General features: G+C 38.8%; 20 protein-coding genes. 10 read left to right on the top strand and 10 right to left on the bottom strand.

Translation table 11 applies throughout. From position 1 onward, the window contains the following. Positions 1-62 precede the first annotated feature (62 nt). Positions 63-1,223: a D-alanyl-D-alanine carboxypeptidase family protein gene (locus ACNQGS_RS07420; protein WP_491486854.1), complete on the top strand. Its 1,161-nt coding sequence runs from the start codon at positions 63-65 to the stop codon at positions 1,221-1,223. Positions 1,224-1,255: 32 nt separating this feature from the next. On the opposite strand, the gene modB is transcribed toward ACNQGS_RS07420, so the two are convergent. Together modB and ACNQGS_RS07410 are read right to left on the bottom strand one after the other, a co-directional pair. Continuing rightward, on the bottom strand, positions 1,256-1,918 hold the full coding sequence (gene modB / locus ACNQGS_RS07415; protein WP_423798809.1) for a molybdate ABC transporter permease subunit: 663 nt from the start codon (positions 1,916-1,918) through the stop codon (positions 1,256-1,258). A 105-nt stretch (positions 1,919-2,023) separates the two neighbouring features. After that, on the bottom strand, positions 2,024-2,296 hold the full coding sequence (locus ACNQGS_RS07410; RefSeq protein ID WP_213145180.1) for a hypothetical protein: 273 nt from the start codon (positions 2,294-2,296) through the stop codon (positions 2,024-2,026). A 149-nt stretch (positions 2,297-2,445) separates the two neighbouring features. Here ACNQGS_RS07410 and ACNQGS_RS07405 point away from each other — a divergent pair, with 149 nt between their 5' ends. Continuing rightward, a complete protein-coding gene (locus ACNQGS_RS07405; RefSeq protein ID WP_491486771.1) occupies positions 2,446-2,937 on the top strand; it encodes an Hsp20/alpha crystallin family protein in 492 nt (163 codons plus the stop codon). Positions 2,938-3,022: 85 nt separating this feature from the next. Next, positions 3,023-3,439 carry a hypothetical protein gene (locus ACNQGS_RS07400; protein ID WP_241113954.1) on the top strand — a complete coding sequence of 139 codons (417 nt, stop codon included), beginning with the start codon at positions 3,023-3,025 and terminating at the stop codon, positions 3,437-3,439. Positions 3,440-3,479: 40 nt separating this feature from the next. On the opposite strand, the gene ACNQGS_RS07395 is transcribed toward ACNQGS_RS07400, so the two are convergent. Next, the gene (locus tag ACNQGS_RS07395; RefSeq protein WP_213145182.1) at positions 3,480-3,722 is read right to left on the bottom strand and encodes a YkuS family protein; all 243 of its coding nucleotides are present in this window, start codon (positions 3,720-3,722) and stop codon (positions 3,480-3,482) included. Positions 3,723-3,818: 96 nt separating this feature from the next. Between ACNQGS_RS07395 and ACNQGS_RS07390 the strand changes: the two genes are divergently transcribed. Further along, on the top strand, positions 3,819-3,959 hold the full coding sequence (locus ACNQGS_RS07390) for a YuzL family protein (protein WP_213120545.1): 141 nt from the start codon (positions 3,819-3,821) through the stop codon (positions 3,957-3,959). 187 nt (positions 3,960-4,146) lie between these two features. Here the strand turns inward: ACNQGS_RS07390 and ACNQGS_RS07385 are convergent, their stop codons facing one another. Next, complete coding sequence (locus ACNQGS_RS07385) at positions 4,147-5,766, bottom strand: ABC-F family ATP-binding cassette domain-containing protein (RefSeq protein WP_491486770.1); 1,620 nt, start codon at positions 5,764-5,766, stop codon at positions 4,147-4,149. Positions 5,767-5,997: 231 nt separating this feature from the next. Here ACNQGS_RS07385 and ACNQGS_RS07380 point away from each other — a divergent pair, with 231 nt between their 5' ends. Further along, on the top strand, positions 5,998-6,135 hold the full coding sequence (locus ACNQGS_RS07380) for a hypothetical protein (RefSeq protein WP_213145184.1): 138 nt from the start codon (positions 5,998-6,000) through the stop codon (positions 6,133-6,135). A gap of 50 nt (positions 6,136-6,185) precedes the next feature. On the opposite strand, the gene ACNQGS_RS07375 is transcribed toward ACNQGS_RS07380, so the two are convergent. Then, positions 6,186-6,788, bottom strand: a complete 603-nt coding sequence (locus tag ACNQGS_RS07375) for an SCO family protein (RefSeq protein WP_491486769.1) — start codon at positions 6,786-6,788, stop codon at positions 6,186-6,188. A gap of 423 nt (positions 6,789-7,211) precedes the next feature. Between ACNQGS_RS07375 and ACNQGS_RS07370 the strand changes: the two genes are divergently transcribed. Beyond that, entirely contained in the window at positions 7,212-9,149 is a 1,938-nt protein-coding gene (locus ACNQGS_RS07370) for an endonuclease MutS2 (RefSeq protein WP_491486768.1), read from the top strand. Positions 9,150-9,301: 152 nt separating this feature from the next. Here ACNQGS_RS07370 and ACNQGS_RS07365 read toward each other — a convergent pair whose 3' ends face one another. Continuing rightward, entirely contained in the window at positions 9,302-9,439 is a 138-nt protein-coding gene (locus ACNQGS_RS07365) for a hypothetical protein (RefSeq protein ID WP_423798803.1), read from the bottom strand. A gap of 35 nt (positions 9,440-9,474) precedes the next feature. On the opposite strand from ACNQGS_RS07365, the gene ACNQGS_RS07360 reads away from it, so the two are divergent. After that, positions 9,475-9,708 (top strand): cold-inducible protein YdjO-related protein, encoded by a 234-nt coding sequence (locus ACNQGS_RS07360; RefSeq protein WP_491486767.1) that lies wholly within the window; start codon positions 9,475-9,477, stop codon positions 9,706-9,708. A gap of 58 nt (positions 9,709-9,766) precedes the next feature. Here ACNQGS_RS07360 and ACNQGS_RS07355 read toward each other — a convergent pair whose 3' ends face one another. From ACNQGS_RS07355 to yhfH (ACNQGS_RS07345), 3 genes are all read right to left on the bottom strand, one after another. Beyond that, positions 9,767-9,952, bottom strand: coding sequence for a hypothetical protein (locus ACNQGS_RS07355; RefSeq protein ID WP_213145187.1), 186 nt, complete (start codon positions 9,950-9,952; stop codon positions 9,767-9,769). A gap of 105 nt (positions 9,953-10,057) precedes the next feature. Further along, a complete protein-coding gene (gene yhfH / locus ACNQGS_RS07350) occupies positions 10,058-10,192 on the bottom strand; it encodes a protein YhfH (RefSeq protein WP_213145188.1) in 135 nt (44 codons plus the stop codon). Positions 10,193-10,277: 85 nt separating this feature from the next. Then, a complete protein-coding gene (yhfH, locus tag ACNQGS_RS07345; protein ID WP_213120552.1) occupies positions 10,278-10,412 on the bottom strand; it encodes a protein YhfH in 135 nt (44 codons plus the stop codon). Positions 10,413-10,680: 268 nt separating this feature from the next. Here yhfH (ACNQGS_RS07345) and ACNQGS_RS07340 point away from each other — a divergent pair, with 268 nt between their 5' ends. From ACNQGS_RS07340 to ACNQGS_RS07330, 3 genes are all read left to right on the top strand, one after another. Next, positions 10,681-12,861, top strand: a complete 2,181-nt coding sequence (locus ACNQGS_RS07340) for a PAS domain S-box protein (protein WP_491486766.1) — start codon at positions 10,681-10,683, stop codon at positions 12,859-12,861. A gap of 149 nt (positions 12,862-13,010) precedes the next feature. Next, complete coding sequence (gene fdhF, locus ACNQGS_RS07335; protein WP_491486853.1) at positions 13,011-15,053, top strand: formate dehydrogenase subunit alpha; 2,043 nt, start codon at positions 13,011-13,013, stop codon at positions 15,051-15,053. A gap of 220 nt (positions 15,054-15,273) precedes the next feature. Continuing rightward, positions 15,274-16,119 carry a 3D domain-containing protein gene (locus tag ACNQGS_RS07330; RefSeq protein WP_491486765.1) on the top strand — a complete coding sequence of 282 codons (846 nt, stop codon included), beginning with the start codon at positions 15,274-15,276 and terminating at the stop codon, positions 16,117-16,119. 802 nt (positions 16,120-16,921) lie between these two features. Here ACNQGS_RS07330 and ACNQGS_RS07325 read toward each other — a convergent pair. Further along, positions 16,922-18,229: an MFS transporter gene (locus ACNQGS_RS07325; RefSeq protein WP_491486764.1), complete on the bottom strand. Its 1,308-nt coding sequence runs from the start codon at positions 18,227-18,229 to the stop codon at positions 16,922-16,924. Between the last annotated feature and the right edge of the window lie 584 nt (positions 18,230-18,813).

Below are 18,813 nucleotides of genomic sequence, written 5' to 3'. Positions count from 1 at the left end.
AAAGGACTCTTCATATCTATAAATATTTGGTAAAATCAATTAGGTAATTAGTCATGGATAGGGTGTTGTCATTGAGTAAATGGATTTTAATTCTTATAACAGTCTTGTTCTTATCTTTAAACCAAATTCCCGTCTTTGCAGAAGGGACTGGGGACTTGTCATTAAAAAGTGAATCGGCGGTGCTTTTGGATACTGAAACGAATGCTGTTCTCTACGGGAAAAATGCGGACGAAAAAATGTATCCTGCCAGCGTTACGAAAATCGCTACAGCTATTTATGCCATTGAAAAAGGGGACTTAGACAGTATTGCGACAGTCAGTGCCAATGCTGTTAGACAAGATGGTACAAGGGTCTACTTAGTGGAAGGTGAACAAGTACCGCTAAAAAAACTAATTCAAGGGATGCTGATCAATTCAGGGAATGACGCCGCAGTGGCGATTGCGGAACATATAGACGGCAGTGTTGACCTTTTTGCGGAACATATAAATGAATATTTAAAAACAGTTATTGGGGTTAAAAATACGCACTTTACAAATCCAAGCGGCCTTCACGATGACAATCATTATACAACTGCAATGGATTTGGCATTGATTACGAACTATGCCATGAAGAATCCTCAATTTGCCGAGATTTTTGGAACAAAAAGATTACATTGGGAGGGCCAGTCTTGGAATACTGACCTAATCACACATCATCTTATGCTAAAAGGCGAACTTCCATACGCGGGAATAACCGGGGGGAAAACAGGATATACCACAGTATCGAAACAAACTTTGGCCACCACTGCCGATAATGGGAATTTAAAATTAACGGCGATTGTCCTAAAATCAGACCAAAAAAGAGACAAATATGATGATACAGCCATCCTGTTTGATTATGGATTTAATGAATATGTCCATTCTACCCTAAAACATGGGGAAGTTTATAAGAGCGGCGAACAGGAAATTCTTTTGGATAGGGATCTCCTTGTAACGGAGGATAAAAGTGGAATTGTAAAAAAAGTCGACAGTACCGGCCGGTTATCTATTGAAAATCCAAATGGTCAGGTTCTTCAGGTGGCTCAGTTAAAACAAAAGGAAGAACCAAAACCTGTGAAAACTTCTTTAAAATCGAGTAAATCCACTAATAAGCAGGAATACTCAGCATCATACTTTTGGATTTTTATAGTTGCGGCTGCTGCCGTTTTGATAGGTGCCGGGAAAAAAATAACAGGTAAAATGTAGACGAATATAGAAAGCCATGAAATGCTTCAGTTTCATGGCTTTCTTTGTGTTAAATTGGTTGTCAATAGCATTAAAAAGGAGATGAAGATCATTGAAATGACTAACAGCCAAGCTAATTTCATATTGCCTGTTTCCATTGCAACATATACAGCAGTGGGAGCCGTCTGGGTTTTCCCAGGGATATTGCCGGCAAACATGAGCGTGGCGCCAAATTCGCCCAATGCCCTAGCAAAGCTAAGTATGAATCCGGAAACAATCGATTTTACTGATAGTGGAAGAGTTACTTGTAAAAAAACATTAAAATCACTTGCCCCATCCATTTTCGCAGCCTCTTCGATATCCTTGTCCACGGCTTGAAATCCAGTTTTTACAGATTGGTACATTAACGGAAATGCAACAATAGTGGAGGCAATAATCGCTGCCAGTGGTGTAAAAATGATGGAGCGGTCGAAAAGGGTTTCGATGAAAGCACCTGCCGGACTATTTTTTCCAAAAAAGAAAATTAATAAAAAGCCAATAACGGTAGGCGGCAAAACAATAGGCAGCAGCATCAGGGTCTCTATGATCATTTTTCCTTTAAAATGTTTATCAGCAAATAACCTGCCGAATAAAATACCAAAGATTAGTGCCAGTAGGGCAGAAATTGTGGCCACTTTCAGTGACAATAAAATTGGGGGCCAAAATTCATTAAGCATAGTAGATAAAATACTTCCTCTCGAACGGCTGATTATTCCCTCATTATAGCGAAAGCTTCCAAGTCATAAAAGATATAAAACAAAAAAACTGCCAAATTGCAGTTTTTATAGATCATCTTTGTCTTTGGCCAGTAGCTGCTGGGCGCCTGAATCGAAGGAGCTCGGGGAATCAATTTGATCTCGGTCATCGACAAAGCTCCTATTCCCAAAGAAATCACTCTTATCACCAAAATTTTGGCCGTAGCCTTGATTTTTCTTGTCGGAATTATGCCACTCAGCCAGCAGGTTTTGGCCAATATTTACGGCAGAAGCATTTTCAAAGGAATTAATTTTAATCATAAATATATTTATATTAATATATGGAACGGGAGTGGGCATGTCATCTCCTCCTTATAATTGCTTTTAAATATATGCAATTCCCTAATGTTTATGAGGAAATTAAGGATTAAAATAACTTTCAGTTAAGTATGATGAAGTAAGGCTTTGTTTTTTGCTTCCCTAGATTAGGGGAGAGGGGGTGCGGATTGATGGATATGGAAAAGTTGAAACAATGGCTAGAGATGGCGAAAAATATGCAGGGCGGGGATTTCTGGAACAATATCTTTGACCAAGAGTTTGCCCAACAATTTATGAATGAAGCGCCTTTTAAGACACCTAATGCCCATTCAAACCGGCAGCAGCCCGGCACCGATCTGAAAAGCGAGAGAACGTTTCCTGCAATTGATTTAATGGAAGGGGAAGAGGAGGTAATGGTAGTGATCGAGCTCCCTGGTGTCTTAAAAGAAAACATAGAATTAGGGCTTAATGGCAATATTCTCACCGTCAAAGGAAGAGCGCTGCCCATTCATCCACATTTGAAATATACTTATTCGGAAAGGTTTTACGGTGAATTCAATCGGCAGATTACCTTACCTGATACCGTAAATCCGCAGGATATCAGCGCTAAATTCTGGAATGGCTTATTAATAGTCAGTTATCAACGCTTCGTACAAAAGGGCGAAATTATCCCAATTGAATAACAGGTTTTTATGAAAATAGGACTTGATAAGCAGTGTTTTCCATATAAATGAAGTAAGGTTAAAAATAAGGGAGCGTTTTAGACCAATGTCAATAAAAAATTTATTCCTTATTTTCCGCAAAAATGATTATGATAAAGAACTCCGAAAAAAAATAACTTCCTTAGAGAGAAATATAGAAGAATTGGAACAAACGCTGCGGGACTTAAAGGCACAAAACAAGCCTGATGAAACCGTGAAAACAAAGGATCCCCCTATAATAATTGAAAAAATAAATATCGAAAAAATTATTTTGGATAAATATGAATTGAATAATAACTTCGGACAGCTTGGGATTAAAGAATTGAAAGGAAAATTAAACATAGGTGCCACATACGGCAGTGAATTTACACCAAATTTCACCGGAGATGAAGACGATAAAGTAACCGAAGCTAAAGAGGAAAGAATCAAGAAGCAAGAAAAACCGAATGGACCCAAGGTAAATATTAAACCAAAAGACCATTAAAAAAAGACTAAAGAGGAGTCCTTTAGTCTTTGTGTTAACATTATTGAAGTCTGCTTTCAACCGCTTGGCATACTTCATCAGCAGACAAACCGTTTGCATCAATAACCGGTGCTTTCGTAACGGTATCAGCCATTCCCATAACGTTCGAATCAAGGCCGGTAACGACACAGCAATCACAATTTTGGGCGTCAGACTCCTGTTTGAGCTCGACAACATCATATCCTTTTGCACGTAGAGCATCTTGAACATTTGTAAGAGATTGTTCTACTCCAACCCTTGCCATACAAACACCTCCTCAATCATTATGTTGCCTAAGTTTGACAGAAATATTCCGAATAACAGGGGATAATCTTTCAAAAGCTAAAATGGGAGGTGTACTATGGGCAAACGCAGTAAAAAGAAAGCCGACCCTTCAACCATAGGGTTGGCTTCACCAGAAGTAGAAGGACAGGGAACGACCACAACAGAAACTGGCTCCAGAATGCAGCCATCTTCAAGGAAAAAGCAGAAACAAATGTAATAATGAAATAAGAGGCTGCCATTTGACAGCCTCTTATTTGTCCAGCTCCAGCGCCCAGCGGCTATTGTCCTTCGCTCATCTCCCTACGATAAGTCAACATCGGATCGCTTCGCTCTCCGTGTTTCCTTTATCTCAGTCGATGCGCTCCAGGCCATACGCCGCTAAACGGGCGCTTCCACTTTTCTAATTATTTATACATCTCTGCTACTTGTTTTTGTATATCAGTATTCTCTAGGTATTCATCATAAGACATTTGCTTATCGACCAATCCAGCAGGTGTTAGTTCAAAAATGCGGTTGGCAATCGTTTGGATAAACTGATGGTCATGGGAAGCAAACAGTATGGATCCCTTAAAATTAATTAATCCATTGTTTAGAGCGGTAATCGACTCCAAATCCAAGTGGTTGGTTGGCTCATCCAAGAGCAGGACATTTGCCCCGCTAAGCATCATTTTGGACAGCATACAGCGGACTTTTTCTCCTCCGGAAAGGACGCTTGATTTCTTTAAAACTTCTTCACCGGAAAATAGCATTCTTCCTAAAAATCCACGTAGGAAGCTTTCACTGTCATCTTTTGGTGAAAACTGACGAAGCCAATCAACAAGATTTAAGTCGTTATTCTCAAAGTATTCCGAGTTATCCTTCGGAAAGTAGGCTTGAGAGGTGGTGATTCCCCATTTAAAGGTACCGCTGTCAGCTTCCATTTCACCCATTAATATTTTAAAAAGTGTTGTTTTGGCTGTTTCATTTGTTCCGACGAGGGCGATTTTGTCTCCCTTGTTCATGATAAAGCTAATGTTATCAAGTACCTTCACGCCATCGATTGTTTTCGTCAGCCCTTCTACTCTTAACAAATCATTACCAATTTCCCTATCTGGGGTAAAGCCGACATATGGATAACGTCTTGAAGATGGTCTAATATCATCAAGGGTAATTTTGTCCAATAGCTTTTTCCGTGATGTTGCCTGCTTGGATTTTGAAGCATTCGCACTAAAACGGGCAATAAAGCTTTGCAACTCTTTAATTTTTTCTTCTTTCTTCTTATTGGCGTCCTGCGCCATTTTTGAAGCTAATTGACTGGATTCATACCAGAAGTCGTAGTTGCCGACATAGATTTGGATTTTGCCAAAGTCTAAATCCGCAATATGGGTACAAACCTTATTTAAGAAGTGACGGTCATGGGATACAACAATCACTGTATTTTCAAAATTGATTAGGAATTCTTCAAGCCATTGGATGGCCTTAATATCCAGATGGTTGGTTGGCTCATCTAAAAGTAATACATCAGGCTGACCAAATAGGGCCTGTGCAAGAAGGACTTTTACCTTTTCAGCACCTGTTAATTCGGCCAACTTTTTATAATGAAGCTCTTCGCCAATTCCCAGACCTTTTAACAGGATGGCCGCTTCAGATTCAGCTTCCCAGCCGTTCAATTCGGCAAATTCACCCTCGAGTTCAGCAGCTTTCATGCCGTCCTCATCCGTGAAGTTTTCTTTCATATAAATGGCGTCTTTTTCCTGCATTACCTGATAAAGTCTGGTGTGACCCATGATAACCGTTTTTAAAACTTCATGTTCCTCATATTCAAAGTGGTTCTGCTTTAAAACAGCCATACGTTCGTTCGGTCCTAGTTGGACTGTACCCGTCTGCGCTTCAATTTCTCCAGCGAGTATTTTTATAAAAGTAGATTTTCCGGCACCGTTCGCCCCGATGAGACCGTAGCAATTGCCGGGAGTAAATTTAATATTCACATCTTCAAAAAGCTTTCGGTCTCCGTATCTTAAACTTACATTACTTACAGTAATCATTCTTGCATCCTCCAAAAAAACATATTGCTTTGTATTATACCATTAATAAGGGAAAAGAGCGAATTTCACAAAAAAATCTTTGGCGGAAAATGCATCATTTTTTTTTGAGTTTTGTGGTGGAGTAAAGTAGTAAAAAGAAAAATTTTCTAAAAAAATTTTTTTGTTTTCACACTTTATTCATATTTTTGTTGTAAAATTATCGTAAGAAGCAGTTAAAAGAAGGTGAATTGTGTGGCCAAAAAACAGCTCGCAGAACTCGTAAACAAGCTTAAAAAAGCAGGTATCAAAGCGAGTTTAACGAAACCAAAGTCCAATTATCATTTATCTTTGCAGCAATTAAAAAAATATCCTTCATCTGTTGTTAAATAATATATGTAGTGAAAAGCGATTAATCCTAGGGACTAACCGCTTTTTTTATACTAATTAATTTTATCCATGATTTTATTTTTAACTTCTTCGCGATTAAAACCATCGCCCATCGGAAATTTGGCAACAAATTTATTGTTTTCGTCAATTAAGTAAGTGAATGTGGTGTGGACAAATTGTCCGTTTCCAGGGTCTTTATATTGGAATTGCAATGCCTCACCAATCTCCCTGATCTTTTTCTGCTCATTTTTAATATTTTGTTTATCCCCGGTTAGGAATACCCAGTCTTTGCTATTTTCAATTCCAAACCCCTTCATATAATTGGACAATACTTCTGGAGTATCACGATAGGGGTCAATCGTAATCGTAATGAATTCGATATCCTTGCCGAATACCCCGCTTTTTTCTAAATCCTTTTTCAAAGCGGCCATTTTTTGTGTCGTGGTCGGGCAGACATCAGGACAGTGTGTGTAAATGAATTCAATGAGCTTTAATTTTGTTTGATCCTTGCCGAATGTATATTGATCACCATTTTGATTGATTAATGTAACATTGCCTGGAATTTTGGTGTTTGCATCCCGAATAAGAAAATAGGAAATGCCGGCAGCAATACCGATAAATATGGCTAAACTGCAAATAAGGTAGATTTTTTTCATCACGATTCCCTCCTAACAATAAGATAAAGAAGTTTTCACAAAAATGATATGGATATTTTGTGAACAAAAAATGGGCAGTGATAATATTGACAATTCATTCCAAATGTAATAATCTGAAGTTGAAATTAAGTTTTCTTATTAAAAGGAGTATGTTTTATGTTAGGTGTCGTTCTTAACTAATCCAACTAATTGGATATTTTCATTCCGGCCGCTTTTTTGTTTTTTAATAACAAAAAAGGTTTATTTGAGTATGGGCAAGGAATGAGGTTAAGAACAATGGGCAGTCATAAGCATACATTTTATAACCAATGTAGCTGTGTACACTTGTGTAGACAGTTTTTATTTTGGTTTAATTTGTTGTATTTTTCATTTGCCGCAATGACATTGTTCATTGCGGCTATTTTTTTTGGGGAGGAATATAAGTTGAATCAGCATACCTTTAATGTATTGGAATTTAAACAAATAAAAGAAACTATTGCAGGCTTTGCCATGACAAAGGAAGGAAAAGCGAAAATTGCAGGCCTGACACCTTCTTCTATTAAAAAGCAAATTGAGGCTTGGCTTGATGAGGTTACGGAAGCCGTCGAGATTCTGAAAAAAAGTGCCAGTGTTCCTGTCCATGGACTTGATGGGATGGAACAGATGCTTTCCAACTTAAATAAAGGAGTGGTCTTCCGTCCGGACCAGTTAATGAAGCTGTACGATTTCTTGGATAGCTGTGGAAAGATGAGAAGATATATGAAGGATAAGGAATATTTTGCACCAAGAGTTGCGTCATATGTCCATGTAATTGAAGAACTGCCGGAGCTTGCCAATGAAATTAATCGCTGTATCCATAATGGCAGAGTGGACGATTATGCCAGCAAGGAGTTATTAAAAATTAGGAAGCAAATGGCCATTCAGGAGGAGCGCCTGAAGGAAAAAACCATGCAGCTGGTAAAGTCAAATAAATATAAGCCATATCTACAGGAACAGGTTGTCAGTCAGCGAAATGGAAGATTTGTGATACCGATAAAAAAGGAGTATCGGACCAAAATTAAAGGGATAGTCTTGGATACATCGGCATCAGGAGCAACATTGTTTATTGAACCTGAGGATATCGCTATATTCCAAGATCAACTTAGCTGGCTTATGGCTGATGAAGAGACCGAGGTACAAAAAGTTCTCAGCTGTCTAACTGGATTGGTGGAGCAATATGAAACGCAAATTCGGCTGGCAGTCGAAACAATGATTCACTATGATTTTTTGTTTGCAAAAGCAAAGTATTCCCGTTCCATTCATGGCTCCAAGGTGAGAATGAATGACACTGGTGATATGGAATTAATTGAGGCAAAGCATCCGTTGTTAGGTGAAAAAGCTGTACCATTGACTTTTAGTATGGGGGATAATAAACGAGCCTTAATTATTACGGGTCCGAATACGGGCGGGAAAACGGTTACCATCAAGACGGTTGGGCTGCTCACATTAATGGCCCAATGCGGACTTCATATAACTGCAGATGAAAAGAGTAATATTAGTATTTTTCAAGCCATTTTAGTTGATATTGGGGATGGTCAGAGTATTGCCGAAAATTTAAGTACTTTCAGTTCCAGAATCGTTAATATCATTGAAATCTTAAAGAATGCAAACAATCGCACATTAACTCTAATAGATGAACTAGGTTCCGGCACTGATCCGGGTGAGGGAATGGGTCTAGCAACTGCCATTCTTGAAACTCTTTACGAAAAGGGGGCTGTGATTTTGGCCACCACCCATTATAGTGAAATAAAAGATCTTGCCGAACAGCATCCGGGATTTATAAATGGGTCAATGGAGTTTGATCTTAAGAGCTTAAGTCCAACCTACCGTTTAATGATAGGGAAAGGGGGCGAAAGCCAGGCCTTTGAGATTGCTTTGCAGTTGGGGATCCATCCGAAAATCATTGAAAAAGCGCATAGCGTAACGTATAAAGAAAAAAAAACCTATGTTTCTCCTGTTTCGGACGATTGGAAGCTTAAGGATATGGAAAAACAGGTTATCATCAATAAACACCAAGACAAAAAGCCGGCTGTAAAACCTGTCCAACAAGTGCCTTTATATCAGCAGGGGGACAATGTAAAAATCACACCGGGAAATGAATTTGGGATTGTTTATAAAGGACCAGATCAGCAAGGAAATTATATTCTCCAAATAAAGGGTGAAAAAGTATCGGTTAACCATAAAAGAATGAAGCTATATATTGCCGCAAATGAATTGTATCCCGACGATTATGATTTCGATATTATCTTTCAAACGAAAGAAAATCGCAAAAAAAGCAAGATTCTATCAAAAAGACATGATGACGAAATTATAATTGAACATTCAGATAACGATAATCCTTAAAACCTCGAAGAGGCTGTCTAAAAGGACAGCCTCTATTATTAGCTAATAAGGAAGTATAAACTTTCTGTCGAAAGCTTTATACTTCCTTAACGCATAAGTGCAACTACGCCTCTGTCTTCGCCCTTACGGGCTCGCCAATCGGCGAGTTTTCTTTATTTTTTATTCTGTAAATATTGTTTAGCCAGCATCAGCTTAACTTCGTTATAGCTTAGACCTGACTGGCTGTTTAAACGTTTTACCTCTTCAATATCTGTTCCAACAATCGAATAACGCTTCTGATTTGAGTTCATCTTAAGTCCTCCAAACGAAAAAGAAAAATGAAGAAATGAAAAGGCTAATTTTGGACATACTAAAGGAAAAGGAGGCGGTTCCGATTTTTTTTGGTAAACGTGCAAAAGAAGAAGAAATGGAAACAATTCTTGTTGATACTGAAATTTTTTCATGCATGGATAATTCATGTATAGGCTGGATGAGAAAGGATTTTGTATCTGACGATTTACTGTGCCCAATGTGTGGTAATGAAATGATACAGGAAATTCGTGAGCTTCCGAAAATATAATAAGTTTCGTGACAAAGACTGTCTTGCTGATGACAGTCTTTATCTATACCCACATCTTCTACAAATTTTCATTTTGCTGGCCGATTTCACCGGCGGCAATAATTGAATTGGCTTCTTTAAGAAATTCATGCTCATCGACCGAATCACCTGGAACATTTTTTAAATTTGGATAAATGGCCCCATTATTAATGGTAATAGTTTTTTCTTTTGGAGCGGTTGTCAAATAATCTTCCTTCTTTGCCATTTCATCATCTCCTTACGTACAGGTTTTGCATTCCAATTGGCTTCTATGCTTCCCTATTTTTGACCAAAACGGAAAAAACTCTCCGGTCCGTCCGGAGAGTTTTTGTTATTCTTCTTTCTTTGATAGGCAGTGGTCACATTCCATTAGGTAAGATTCAGCCTGCTCTTCCATATGCTGACCGCATTCTGGACATTCTTTTTTAGGAAGGTTACGGAAAAATTCAACTGGACTCATTAACATTATTAAACATCTCCTTTATAGTACAGTTATTTTTATTGAGATTTGTTGTAGTACAGTATAGTCAAAAATAAAAGTTTCCCTCTTTTTATTCTGCTTTTTTAGATAAACAGCGATCGCATTCCATTAGGTAAGATTCAGCTTGCTCCTCCATATGCTGACCACACTCAGGGCATTCCTTTTTAGGCAGATTACGAAAAAATTCAACCGGACTCATTAACATTTAAAACTCCTCCTTTATTAATACAGTTTATTTTAATCCCTCTTGTTATAGTACAGTATAAACAAAAAAATAAAAAATGTGTAGCCTTTTTTCTAAAAAAGTTAAAATTTTTTAAAAATAAGTCTTTTATCCCGGACAAGTAAGTTTATTAATGATTATTTATGAAGGATTTAATTTAGGGTAAATTAAACAAAAATTTATCTTTCCTAACATTTTACTTTCCATTACAATCATAGTAGAAATAGGTTAAATGGGGGAATGCACGTTAATGAATGCATTTTTAGGAGATTTTCATCCTTATCTTTTTATAATTGCTGTTGGACTAACCTTTATGGCTTCTTATACGGCCTTAGACATGTTTTCCTTAATTAGGTCCTCAGATCAAAATAAAAGGCTGCTTTTTATAGGCGGCACACTTTCAATGGGAATTGGAATATGGGTAACTAATTTTATTGGATTATTAACGACAAATAGTTCTCTGTTTGCTAACTACCATATTCCATTAACGATTCTTTCCATATTTATTGGAGTAGCGTTTACTGGAATGGCGTTTTTTCCGCTGTTTGGAAAAGAAATTAAGATGTCACATCTGCTTGCTGGCAGTTCATTACTAACAATAGCCGTTTTTTCCATCCATATTATAGGCATTTATTCTATGAATGTGACAATTAAATATCATTTCCTTTTATTTGCTTTTTCTGGACTGTTAATGTTCGCAGCCTTCTTCTTTTCTTTTTGGATTTTGTTTTCTGTAAGGAATTTTCCGACTGAAAATCAAGTTTGGCTAAAGCCAGTAAGTTCGATTATTTTAACTGCGGCGATTGCCGAGGGACATATTTTATTAAAGAAATCGACACTATTTATCACCGATAACAATATGGTCAATAGCTCTGCTCCAGATAGTCTGTTTTTTACTTATTTGGTGCTGTTTGTTTCCGTCCTTATAATGGCGGGACTGATTGTTTCAAGTACCTTAATTAGCAAACAGCTAGCCACATCCGATTTCAACTTGAAGGAATCAATTAAAGAAGTAAAAGATATTACCTTTGCTTTAGATCAATCATCCATTGTAGCGATAACCAATTCAAAAGGTATTATTACATTTGTTAATGATAAATTCAGTGAGATATCGAAATACTGCCGGGATGAATTAATCGGACAGGATCACCGCATTTTAAATTCCGGATACCATTCAAAAGACTTTTTTAAAGATTTGTGGAAAACAATTGGCCAAGGTAATGTTTGGCACGGAGAGATTTGCAACCGTGCCAAGGATGGAGGTCTATATTGGGTGGATACAACGATTGTTCCCTTTTTAAATAGTCATGGGAAGCCGTATCAATATGTAGCGATTCGGACCGATATTTCAGACCGGAAACGTGCTGAGGGACATTTAAAAGAAACAATGAAGGAAAACACTGATATTAAATTTGCTTTGGACCAGTCTTCGATTGTTGCCTTTACAGATTCACGGGGGAAAATTACCAGCGTAAACGACAAGTTTTGTGAGATATCCAAATACAGCCGGGAAGAGATCATTGGGAAGGACCATAATATCTTGAATTCCGGTTACCATTCCAGGGATTTTTTCAAAAACCTATGGAAAACGATTGGGGAAGGAAAGGTTTGGAAAGGGGAAATCCGCAATAAAGCGAAAGATGGAACTTTTTATTGGGTTGATACCACTATTGTTCCATTTCTCAATGAACAGGGGAAGCCATATCAGTTTTTGGCGATCCGCAATGATATAACAGAACGGAAAAAGACGGAAGAAGTCCTCCACCGGCAGGATAAGCTTGCCGCGGTTGGGCAATTAGCTGCCGGCGTTGCACATGAAATCCGTAACCCGCTGACATCTATGAAGGGTTACACGGAATTTTTGCAGTTAGATGAGCAAGATCCTGAACGCCTTGAATTTTTGAATATTATTTTAGATGAAATTGAGCGCGTCAATACGATTGTCGAGGACTTCATGGTCTTGGCTAAACCGAAGGCAGTGGAATTGGAAGAAAAGAATGTTGTACCTGTTATTAAGAATGTGGTTTCACTGCTTGAGTTTGAGGCGCGTAAGAAAAACGTCCGTCTGATGTTTAACTGCAATCAGGAAATAATCCAGATAGAATGTGATGAAAATCGTTTGAAGCAGGTCTTTTTAAACTTTATAAAAAATGGTATAGAGGCCATGCCGAATGGCGGGGATCTGCATGTTAAAACGGTGATTCATGAGAACAATGTGCAAATATCCATTCAAGATACCGGTGTTGGCATTCCAAAAGAAAAGCTGAAAAAGCTCGGAGAACCTTTTTTCACTACCAAGAAAAATGGAAATGGACTAGGGTTAATGGTCAGTTTTAAAATTATCGAAAGCCATAACGGGAAAGTATTTGTAGAAAGTGAACCAAACAAGGGAACAACATTCAATATTCTATTACCGGCAAAAACAGCCTAAAACGGAAGAGCCTATCTTCTGTTTTTTTTTGAAAAATAGACAAAATTTTTTGCAAAAAAGGAAGCCGTAAATGTAATAATTAGATTAATATGATTATATAGATAGTTTAGTTACCACAGGGAGGGAGCATTTTGGGTGAAGCAAATTTAGTGAAGACAATTTGCGGCTATTGCGGTACAGGCTGCGGATTAGTCCTAGAGGTTCAGGATAATAAAATCGTCAAAATCCGCGGTGACAAGGAAGCACCTGTTAACAAAGGACAAACCTGTGTCAAAGGTGCATTTGCCTATGAGTATGTCCATGCCAAAAACCGGCTGACAGTACCTTTAATAAGAAGGGCCGGGGAACTGGTGGAAACTACTTGGGAAGAAGCTTATCAATTTATTGCAAGCAAACTTTCCGACGTAAAAAGCAAGTGGGGATCAAATGCCATCAGCATGTTCGCTTGTGCGAGAAGCACAAACGAATCAAATTATATAACACAAAAATTTATGCGGACGGTCATCGGCAGTAACAATATTGACGGCTGCAACCGAACGTGACATGCGCCAAGCGTTGCCGGTCTGGCAACTATTTTTGGAAGCGGTTTCCCAACAAACACTTTGGAGGATATCGACAAAGCAGAGGTATTACTCCTAATGGGCTCTAACACGACAGAGGCACACCCGATTATCGCTAATCGCATGAAAAAGGCAGCAAAAGCCGGCCTCAAAATCATTGTCGTCGACCCAAGAAAAATAGAAATGACAAAAGTGGCCCACCGCCACCTGCAAATCAATGTAGGCACTGATATTGCCCTAATAAATGCCTTGATTCGGGTAATTCTAAAGGAAGGTCTTTATAATCAAAAATTTATTGAGCAATTTACAATTGATTTTGATAAACTGGCAAATCAGGTTGAGCTATATACACCGGAATATTCGGCCAAGATCACAGGTCTTGCCCCGGAAGAAATCGTGGCCACTGCCAGGGACTATGCTAATGCGAGCGCTTCGATGATTGCTTATACACTCGGAATTACCGAACATCACTGTGGGGTGAACAATGTTTTCGACATTGCCAATCTTGCCCTTTTAACCGGGAACATTGGAAAGCCGGGCTCCGGAATTATGCCGCTAAGGGGACAAAATAATGTTCAAGGTGCCGGTGATATGGGCTGTCTTCCAAATCAATTGGCAGGAGCAATGAGCTTAACTAATGATGAATACAGAGCACGTTATGAAAAGGAATGGAATATTACCCTAAATCCCCAGGCGGGCGACACCCAAACTAGGACATTTGATCGGCTTGAGATGGGAGAGCTAAAAGGACTATATGTGATTGGGGAAAATCCACTTCTCGCCGATGTTGATATGAACCATACAAAAACATTGTTGAAAAAGCTGGATTTATTAATCGTTCAGGACATTTTTCTGACTGAAACCGCGAAAATGGCTGATATTGTGCTTCCTGCCCGTTCCTGGGGTGAAGTCGAAGGGACTTACACAAACACGGACCGGCGGATCCAACGAGTACGTAAGGCAGTCGAGCCAGGTCCGAATACAAAGGAAGATTGGGTCATTCTTTGCGAGCTGGCGACATTGATGGGTTATCCAATGCATTATAATAACAGCGAAGAAATTTGGGATGAAGTCAGGAAAATCGCATGGGAAATGTACGGGGGCATTTCGTATGAGCGGCTTGAGAAGGAATACAGCATTCATTACCCTTGTCCAGATGAAAACCACCCAGGTACATTTATTATGCATGAAAGGTTCCATCAAGACGAAGCGGCTTCTAAAAAAGCTCCTTTTGTGCCTGTCGATTATACACCGCCTATGGAGCCGCCGGATGAAGAGTATCCTTTTACGTTGACGACAGGCAGACGTTATGAGTCGTACAACACGCATACACAGACTCGGCATTATGCTGCGGGAGTGAAAATAAAACAGACAGAAGAGACTGTTGATATCCATCCTGAAGACGCCAAATCTCTTGGAATAGTGGATGGGGAAGTCGTCCAAGTCCGTTCACGAAGAGGAGAACTTCAAGTAAAAGCCAAAATTACGGAACAGGTTGTACCGGGGCTTGTCTTTATGAGTTTTCACTGGAGCGAAACACCGACAAACGTATTAACTTTAAATGAATATGATCCGATTTCGGGAACAGCCGAATATAAAGCTTGTGCCGTAGCGATTGAGCGATTAAGCTAAATAAGTAATAAAGAATAGTGGAAATGAGCAATCCACTATTCTTTTTTTCCTGTATCGCCAAATCATGGACAGACTGGAAGATTCTGATGCGTTAGAAATGCTATTGTAATATAATTGCCATTCTTGTTAATGAATTAACATCTCCTTGTTCTTTTTCTGTTAAGAAACCATGTTAAGATTACCTTAGACATGCTTCGATGGGAACATAGGAGGTAGTTAAATGATTTTTAAAATAAAAACATTCATTGCAGCTATTGGATTATCAGCGGGTTTTGGGGTGCATGCACATGCTGCAGCGCTAGCAGTGCCTCAAGTGGACTCTTTAAAAGAACTCCCAATAATGAATATTACAAATGTGCAAACTTTTAATGATTGGATGAAAATATCAACTCTAAATGATATTCCAATGTTACAAAGTGAAAAACAATTGATTGTTAACAAAACAGATACTTTCTGGGACAGTGCTAATCACATTCAAGAGTCAGTCGCTAAAGCAAATGAAACGATTATTAGTCCGGAAACACAGATTGTTGCTCCAAAAGTTGTGGAGAACAATGAGCAGAAACCAGAAACTGCTGCACCAATACAAGACAAACCTGAAATAGCCGTTAACCAGCAGGATAACAGCAAACCACAGGAACAGCCAGTTGTCGAAAATAAGGCGTCTGCTGAAACGCCTGACAATAACAATCAAAATAATAATGCTGTCGAAGCAACCACAAATGATAATAACAACAACACCATCGATGCACAGCCGGTTGTAAATCAAAATCAACCAAAGGAGATCACTGTAGATGCCACTGCTTATACAGCTTCATGTGAAGGCTGCTCCGGCATTACCAAAACGGGTATTGATATAAAGACTAACCCAAATGCAAAAGTGATTGCAGTAGATCCAGCAGTCATACCACTTGGAAGCAAGGTATATGTTGAGGGATACGGTGAAGCAATTGCTGGTGATATTGGCGGGGGAATTAATGGACATGAAATTGATGTGTTTATTCCTTCAGAACAAGATGCACTTAAATGGGGACGTAAAACAATTACAGTTAAAATATTAAACTAAAACAAGCCGGAACAACATCCCGACTGTCAAATTGCCGAGAAAGGGTATTCTTCTCGGCAATTTTTTTTAGTAAATTTATTGTCTCTGCTAATGGGCCTGTTGATTTCCGCTCCGGGCACTCGCTTTCCGCGGGAGGTCCTGGAGCCTCCTCGGCGCTGGAAGCGCCTGCGGGGTCTCCAGTGACCTCTATATCCCGCAGGAGTCGAGTGCCCTCCGCTCCAATCAACAGGGAGGCAAATCAACCTAAGTACTGCAACACACATTTTCCATCCTTGATAATCGTGTTGCAATCATTTTCATATTTTGGCATTCTGCAGTAAGAAGAGCCTGTTCTCTTACATTATTCAATCCCCGCAACACAATAAAAGAGACGAACTTTTTCAAGAAGAAACGAGAAATGAATATATTTTTCAATCAAGCGAAGAAAGTGATCATCTGGAACCAATTCTTCAATAGAAACAAATTCATATTCACTTTGGCTTTACTCTTTTGGCCTAATATTAAATTCACCACTTATTTTATTAGAGTTGAAGGACTTAATTGAATACACCTGTTGATTGGCGCGGAAGGCACGAAGACTCCTGCGGGAGTACGGGGCAGGGGAGACCCCGCAGGAGCGAAGCGACGAGGAGGCTCCCCGTCACGCCCGCGGAAAGCGAAGTGCCTGGAGCGCCAATCAACAGACTTGTTAAAAAGCCTTATATTAATAATATTACAACAAATTAATGCGGTGAATCGTTAAATAAAATGAGTAAAATAAAAAGCTGTCGAAAGTTTCTCGACAGCCTGACCAGCCGGATGATTATCCGGCTTGTTTTGCAAGTTCTTGGGTTTTTGCAACAGTAGCTTTTCTTTGATAGAAGTACCAGTTTAATGCGAATGAAATTGCATAAAATCCAATAAAGAAATAAAACGCTGTTACTGGTGTGCCTGTGGCATTAACAGACCAGCCGAATAGTTTTGGAATTAAGAATGATCCGTAAGCGGCAAATGCTGCTGAAAAGCCTATAACTGGTGCTGCTTCCTTTGGAATGAAAATATTTGGAATCATTTGGAAAGTAGAGCCAGAACCAATCCCTGATGCAAGGAACAAAATTAAGAAAGAAATTAAAAATCCTGCAAATTGTTTAGCATTAAGGAAATAGATTACTCCAATAGCACCAATAGTCATAACAACAAATACATAGGCTGTAACCTTTGCTCCACCCAGTTTATCTGCAATCCAACCGCCTACAGGCCTAGCGGCAGCTGCCACTAACGCTCCAAGGAAAGCAAGTGAAATGTATTCAGGGAATTGAGATTTTAATAATAACGGGAATGCAGCTGAATACCCAATAAACGATCCGAATGTACCGATATAAAGAACCGTCATAATCCATGTGTGTTTCCGCTTAACAATCACAAATTGATCTGCTACTGATTGTTTTGCGCCAGGAACGTTATCCATTTTAAATGCTGCAAGTAATGTTACAATCACAATTGGAATAACCCAAACAAATGCTGCGTTTTGTAACCAAACTTCTTGACCATTAGATAAAACCTGCTTACCGCCAATTAAGGCAAATGTTCCAGAAGTAATGACTAATGGAGTGATAAATTGAACAACTGAAACCCCCATATTTCCTAATCCGCCGTTAATTCCAAGAGCAGTTCCTTTTTCACTCTTTGGAAAGAAAAAGCTGATATTCGCACTTGAAGATGAGAAGTTACCGCCGCCTAATCCGCACAGTGCAGCAAGAGTCAGCATAATAGAATATGGTGTATCTGGGTTTTGTACTGCAAAGCCAATTCCTATAGCTGGTATCGCTAATATCGCAGTTGAAATGACGGTCCAGTTTTTGCCGCCTATCGTTCCGACTGCAAATGTATAAACAAAGCGAAGTGTTGCTCCGACAAGACCAGGGATAGCGGCTAAAGTAAAGAGCTGTTCCTCCGTAAAGTTAAAGCCAATATCATTTAAGCGTATGGCAACCACTGACCAAATTTGCCAAACGATGAAGGCAAGCATTAATGATGGGACGGAGATCCATAGATTTCTTTTTGCGTGTTTTTTTCCTTCTGCTTTCCAGAACTTTTCGTCTTCTGGGTTCCAATACGTTATTCGAGCCATTTTGATTTCCTCCAATGTGGGATTTCTATTTTTAAAATGTTAGTTTAGTTGTTTATGATGTTAATATAAACCAAAGGATAACACGATTTTTGTGACGAACGTCACAAAAATCGTGAAGGAACTGTGAACTCGCCCAAGTTGACAAAAAGTTGTAATAAATTTACCGTGTTGGCAAAAAAAGAGACCTTCTTAACGAAGATAACGGGTTCTCTTTAAGGGTGCAAACACTATAAATAGCACAGCAAATAGGATGCAAAATCGCAATGATTTTGGCATCCTATTTTTGCATTTCTCCAAAATCCTAAGCTGATTTCTTTGAACTGCCTTTTAATGTTAATTGGAATAGGATTGAATATATGTGCTTACGGTCTAAGAAAAAAGTCAATTCATTCAGGTTGACTTGAATTGTAAAAACTATTTAAAGATGCTTAAAAAAGCATGGCGAATTCATATGTGAATCACCATGCTTTTTTATGTGTTAATTAACCTGTTTTTTTACGTTTTGCACCTCAAAAGAGAACCCGTTATTAACGAAGATCCCTGTAGCTTTTTAACTTACGCACTTTCCTGGTCCTGAAAATCTA

Source organism: Neobacillus sp. PVCKKU3, assembly GCF_058323225.1.
This window is presented reverse-complemented; position numbering and strand designations above follow the sequence as displayed.

Excerpts from the sequence above, each read along its gene's own strand:
- modB (WP_423798809.1), bottom strand. The coding sequence starts at position 1,918 with ATGCTTAATGAATTTTGGCCCCCAATTTTATTGTCACTGAAAGTGGCC.
- ACNQGS_RS07410 (WP_213145180.1), bottom strand. The coding sequence starts at position 2,296 with ATGCCCACTCCCGTTCCATATATTAATATAAATATATTTATGATTAAA.
- ACNQGS_RS07405 (WP_491486771.1), top strand. The coding sequence starts at position 2,446 with ATGGATATGGAAAAGTTGAAACAATGGCTAGAGATGGCGAAAAATATG.
- ACNQGS_RS07400 (WP_241113954.1), top strand. The coding sequence starts at position 3,023 with ATGTCAATAAAAAATTTATTCCTTATTTTCCGCAAAAATGATTATGAT.
- ACNQGS_RS07395 (WP_213145182.1), bottom strand. The coding sequence starts at position 3,722 with ATGGCAAGGGTTGGAGTAGAACAATCTCTTACAAATGTTCAAGATGCT.
- ACNQGS_RS07390 (WP_213120545.1), top strand. The coding sequence starts at position 3,819 with ATGGGCAAACGCAGTAAAAAGAAAGCCGACCCTTCAACCATAGGGTTG.
- ACNQGS_RS07385 (WP_491486770.1), bottom strand. The coding sequence starts at position 5,766 with ATGATTACTGTAAGTAATGTAAGTTTAAGATACGGAGACCGAAAGCTT.
- ACNQGS_RS07375 (WP_491486769.1), bottom strand. The coding sequence starts at position 6,788 with ATGAAAAAAATCTACCTTATTTGCAGTTTAGCCATATTTATCGGTATT.
- ACNQGS_RS07365 (WP_423798803.1), bottom strand. The coding sequence starts at position 9,439 with ATGAACTCAAATCAGAAGCGTTATTCGATTGTTGGAACAGATATTGAA.
- ACNQGS_RS07360 (WP_491486767.1), top strand. The coding sequence starts at position 9,475 with ATGAAAAGGCTAATTTTGGACATACTAAAGGAAAAGGAGGCGGTTCCG.
- ACNQGS_RS07355 (WP_213145187.1), bottom strand. The coding sequence starts at position 9,952 with ATGGCAAAGAAGGAAGATTATTTGACAACCGCTCCAAAAGAAAAAACT.
- yhfH (WP_213145188.1), bottom strand. The coding sequence starts at position 10,192 with ATGTTAATGAGTCCAGTTGAATTTTTCCGTAACCTTCCTAAAAAAGAA.
- yhfH (WP_213120552.1), bottom strand. The coding sequence starts at position 10,412 with ATGTTAATGAGTCCGGTTGAATTTTTTCGTAATCTGCCTAAAAAGGAA.
- ACNQGS_RS07340 (WP_491486766.1), top strand. The coding sequence starts at position 10,681 with ATGAATGCATTTTTAGGAGATTTTCATCCTTATCTTTTTATAATTGCT.
- ACNQGS_RS07330 (WP_491486765.1), top strand. The coding sequence starts at position 15,274 with ATGATTTTTAAAATAAAAACATTCATTGCAGCTATTGGATTATCAGCG.
- ACNQGS_RS07325 (WP_491486764.1), bottom strand. The coding sequence starts at position 18,229 with ATGGCTCGAATAACGTATTGGAACCCAGAAGACGAAAAGTTCTGGAAA.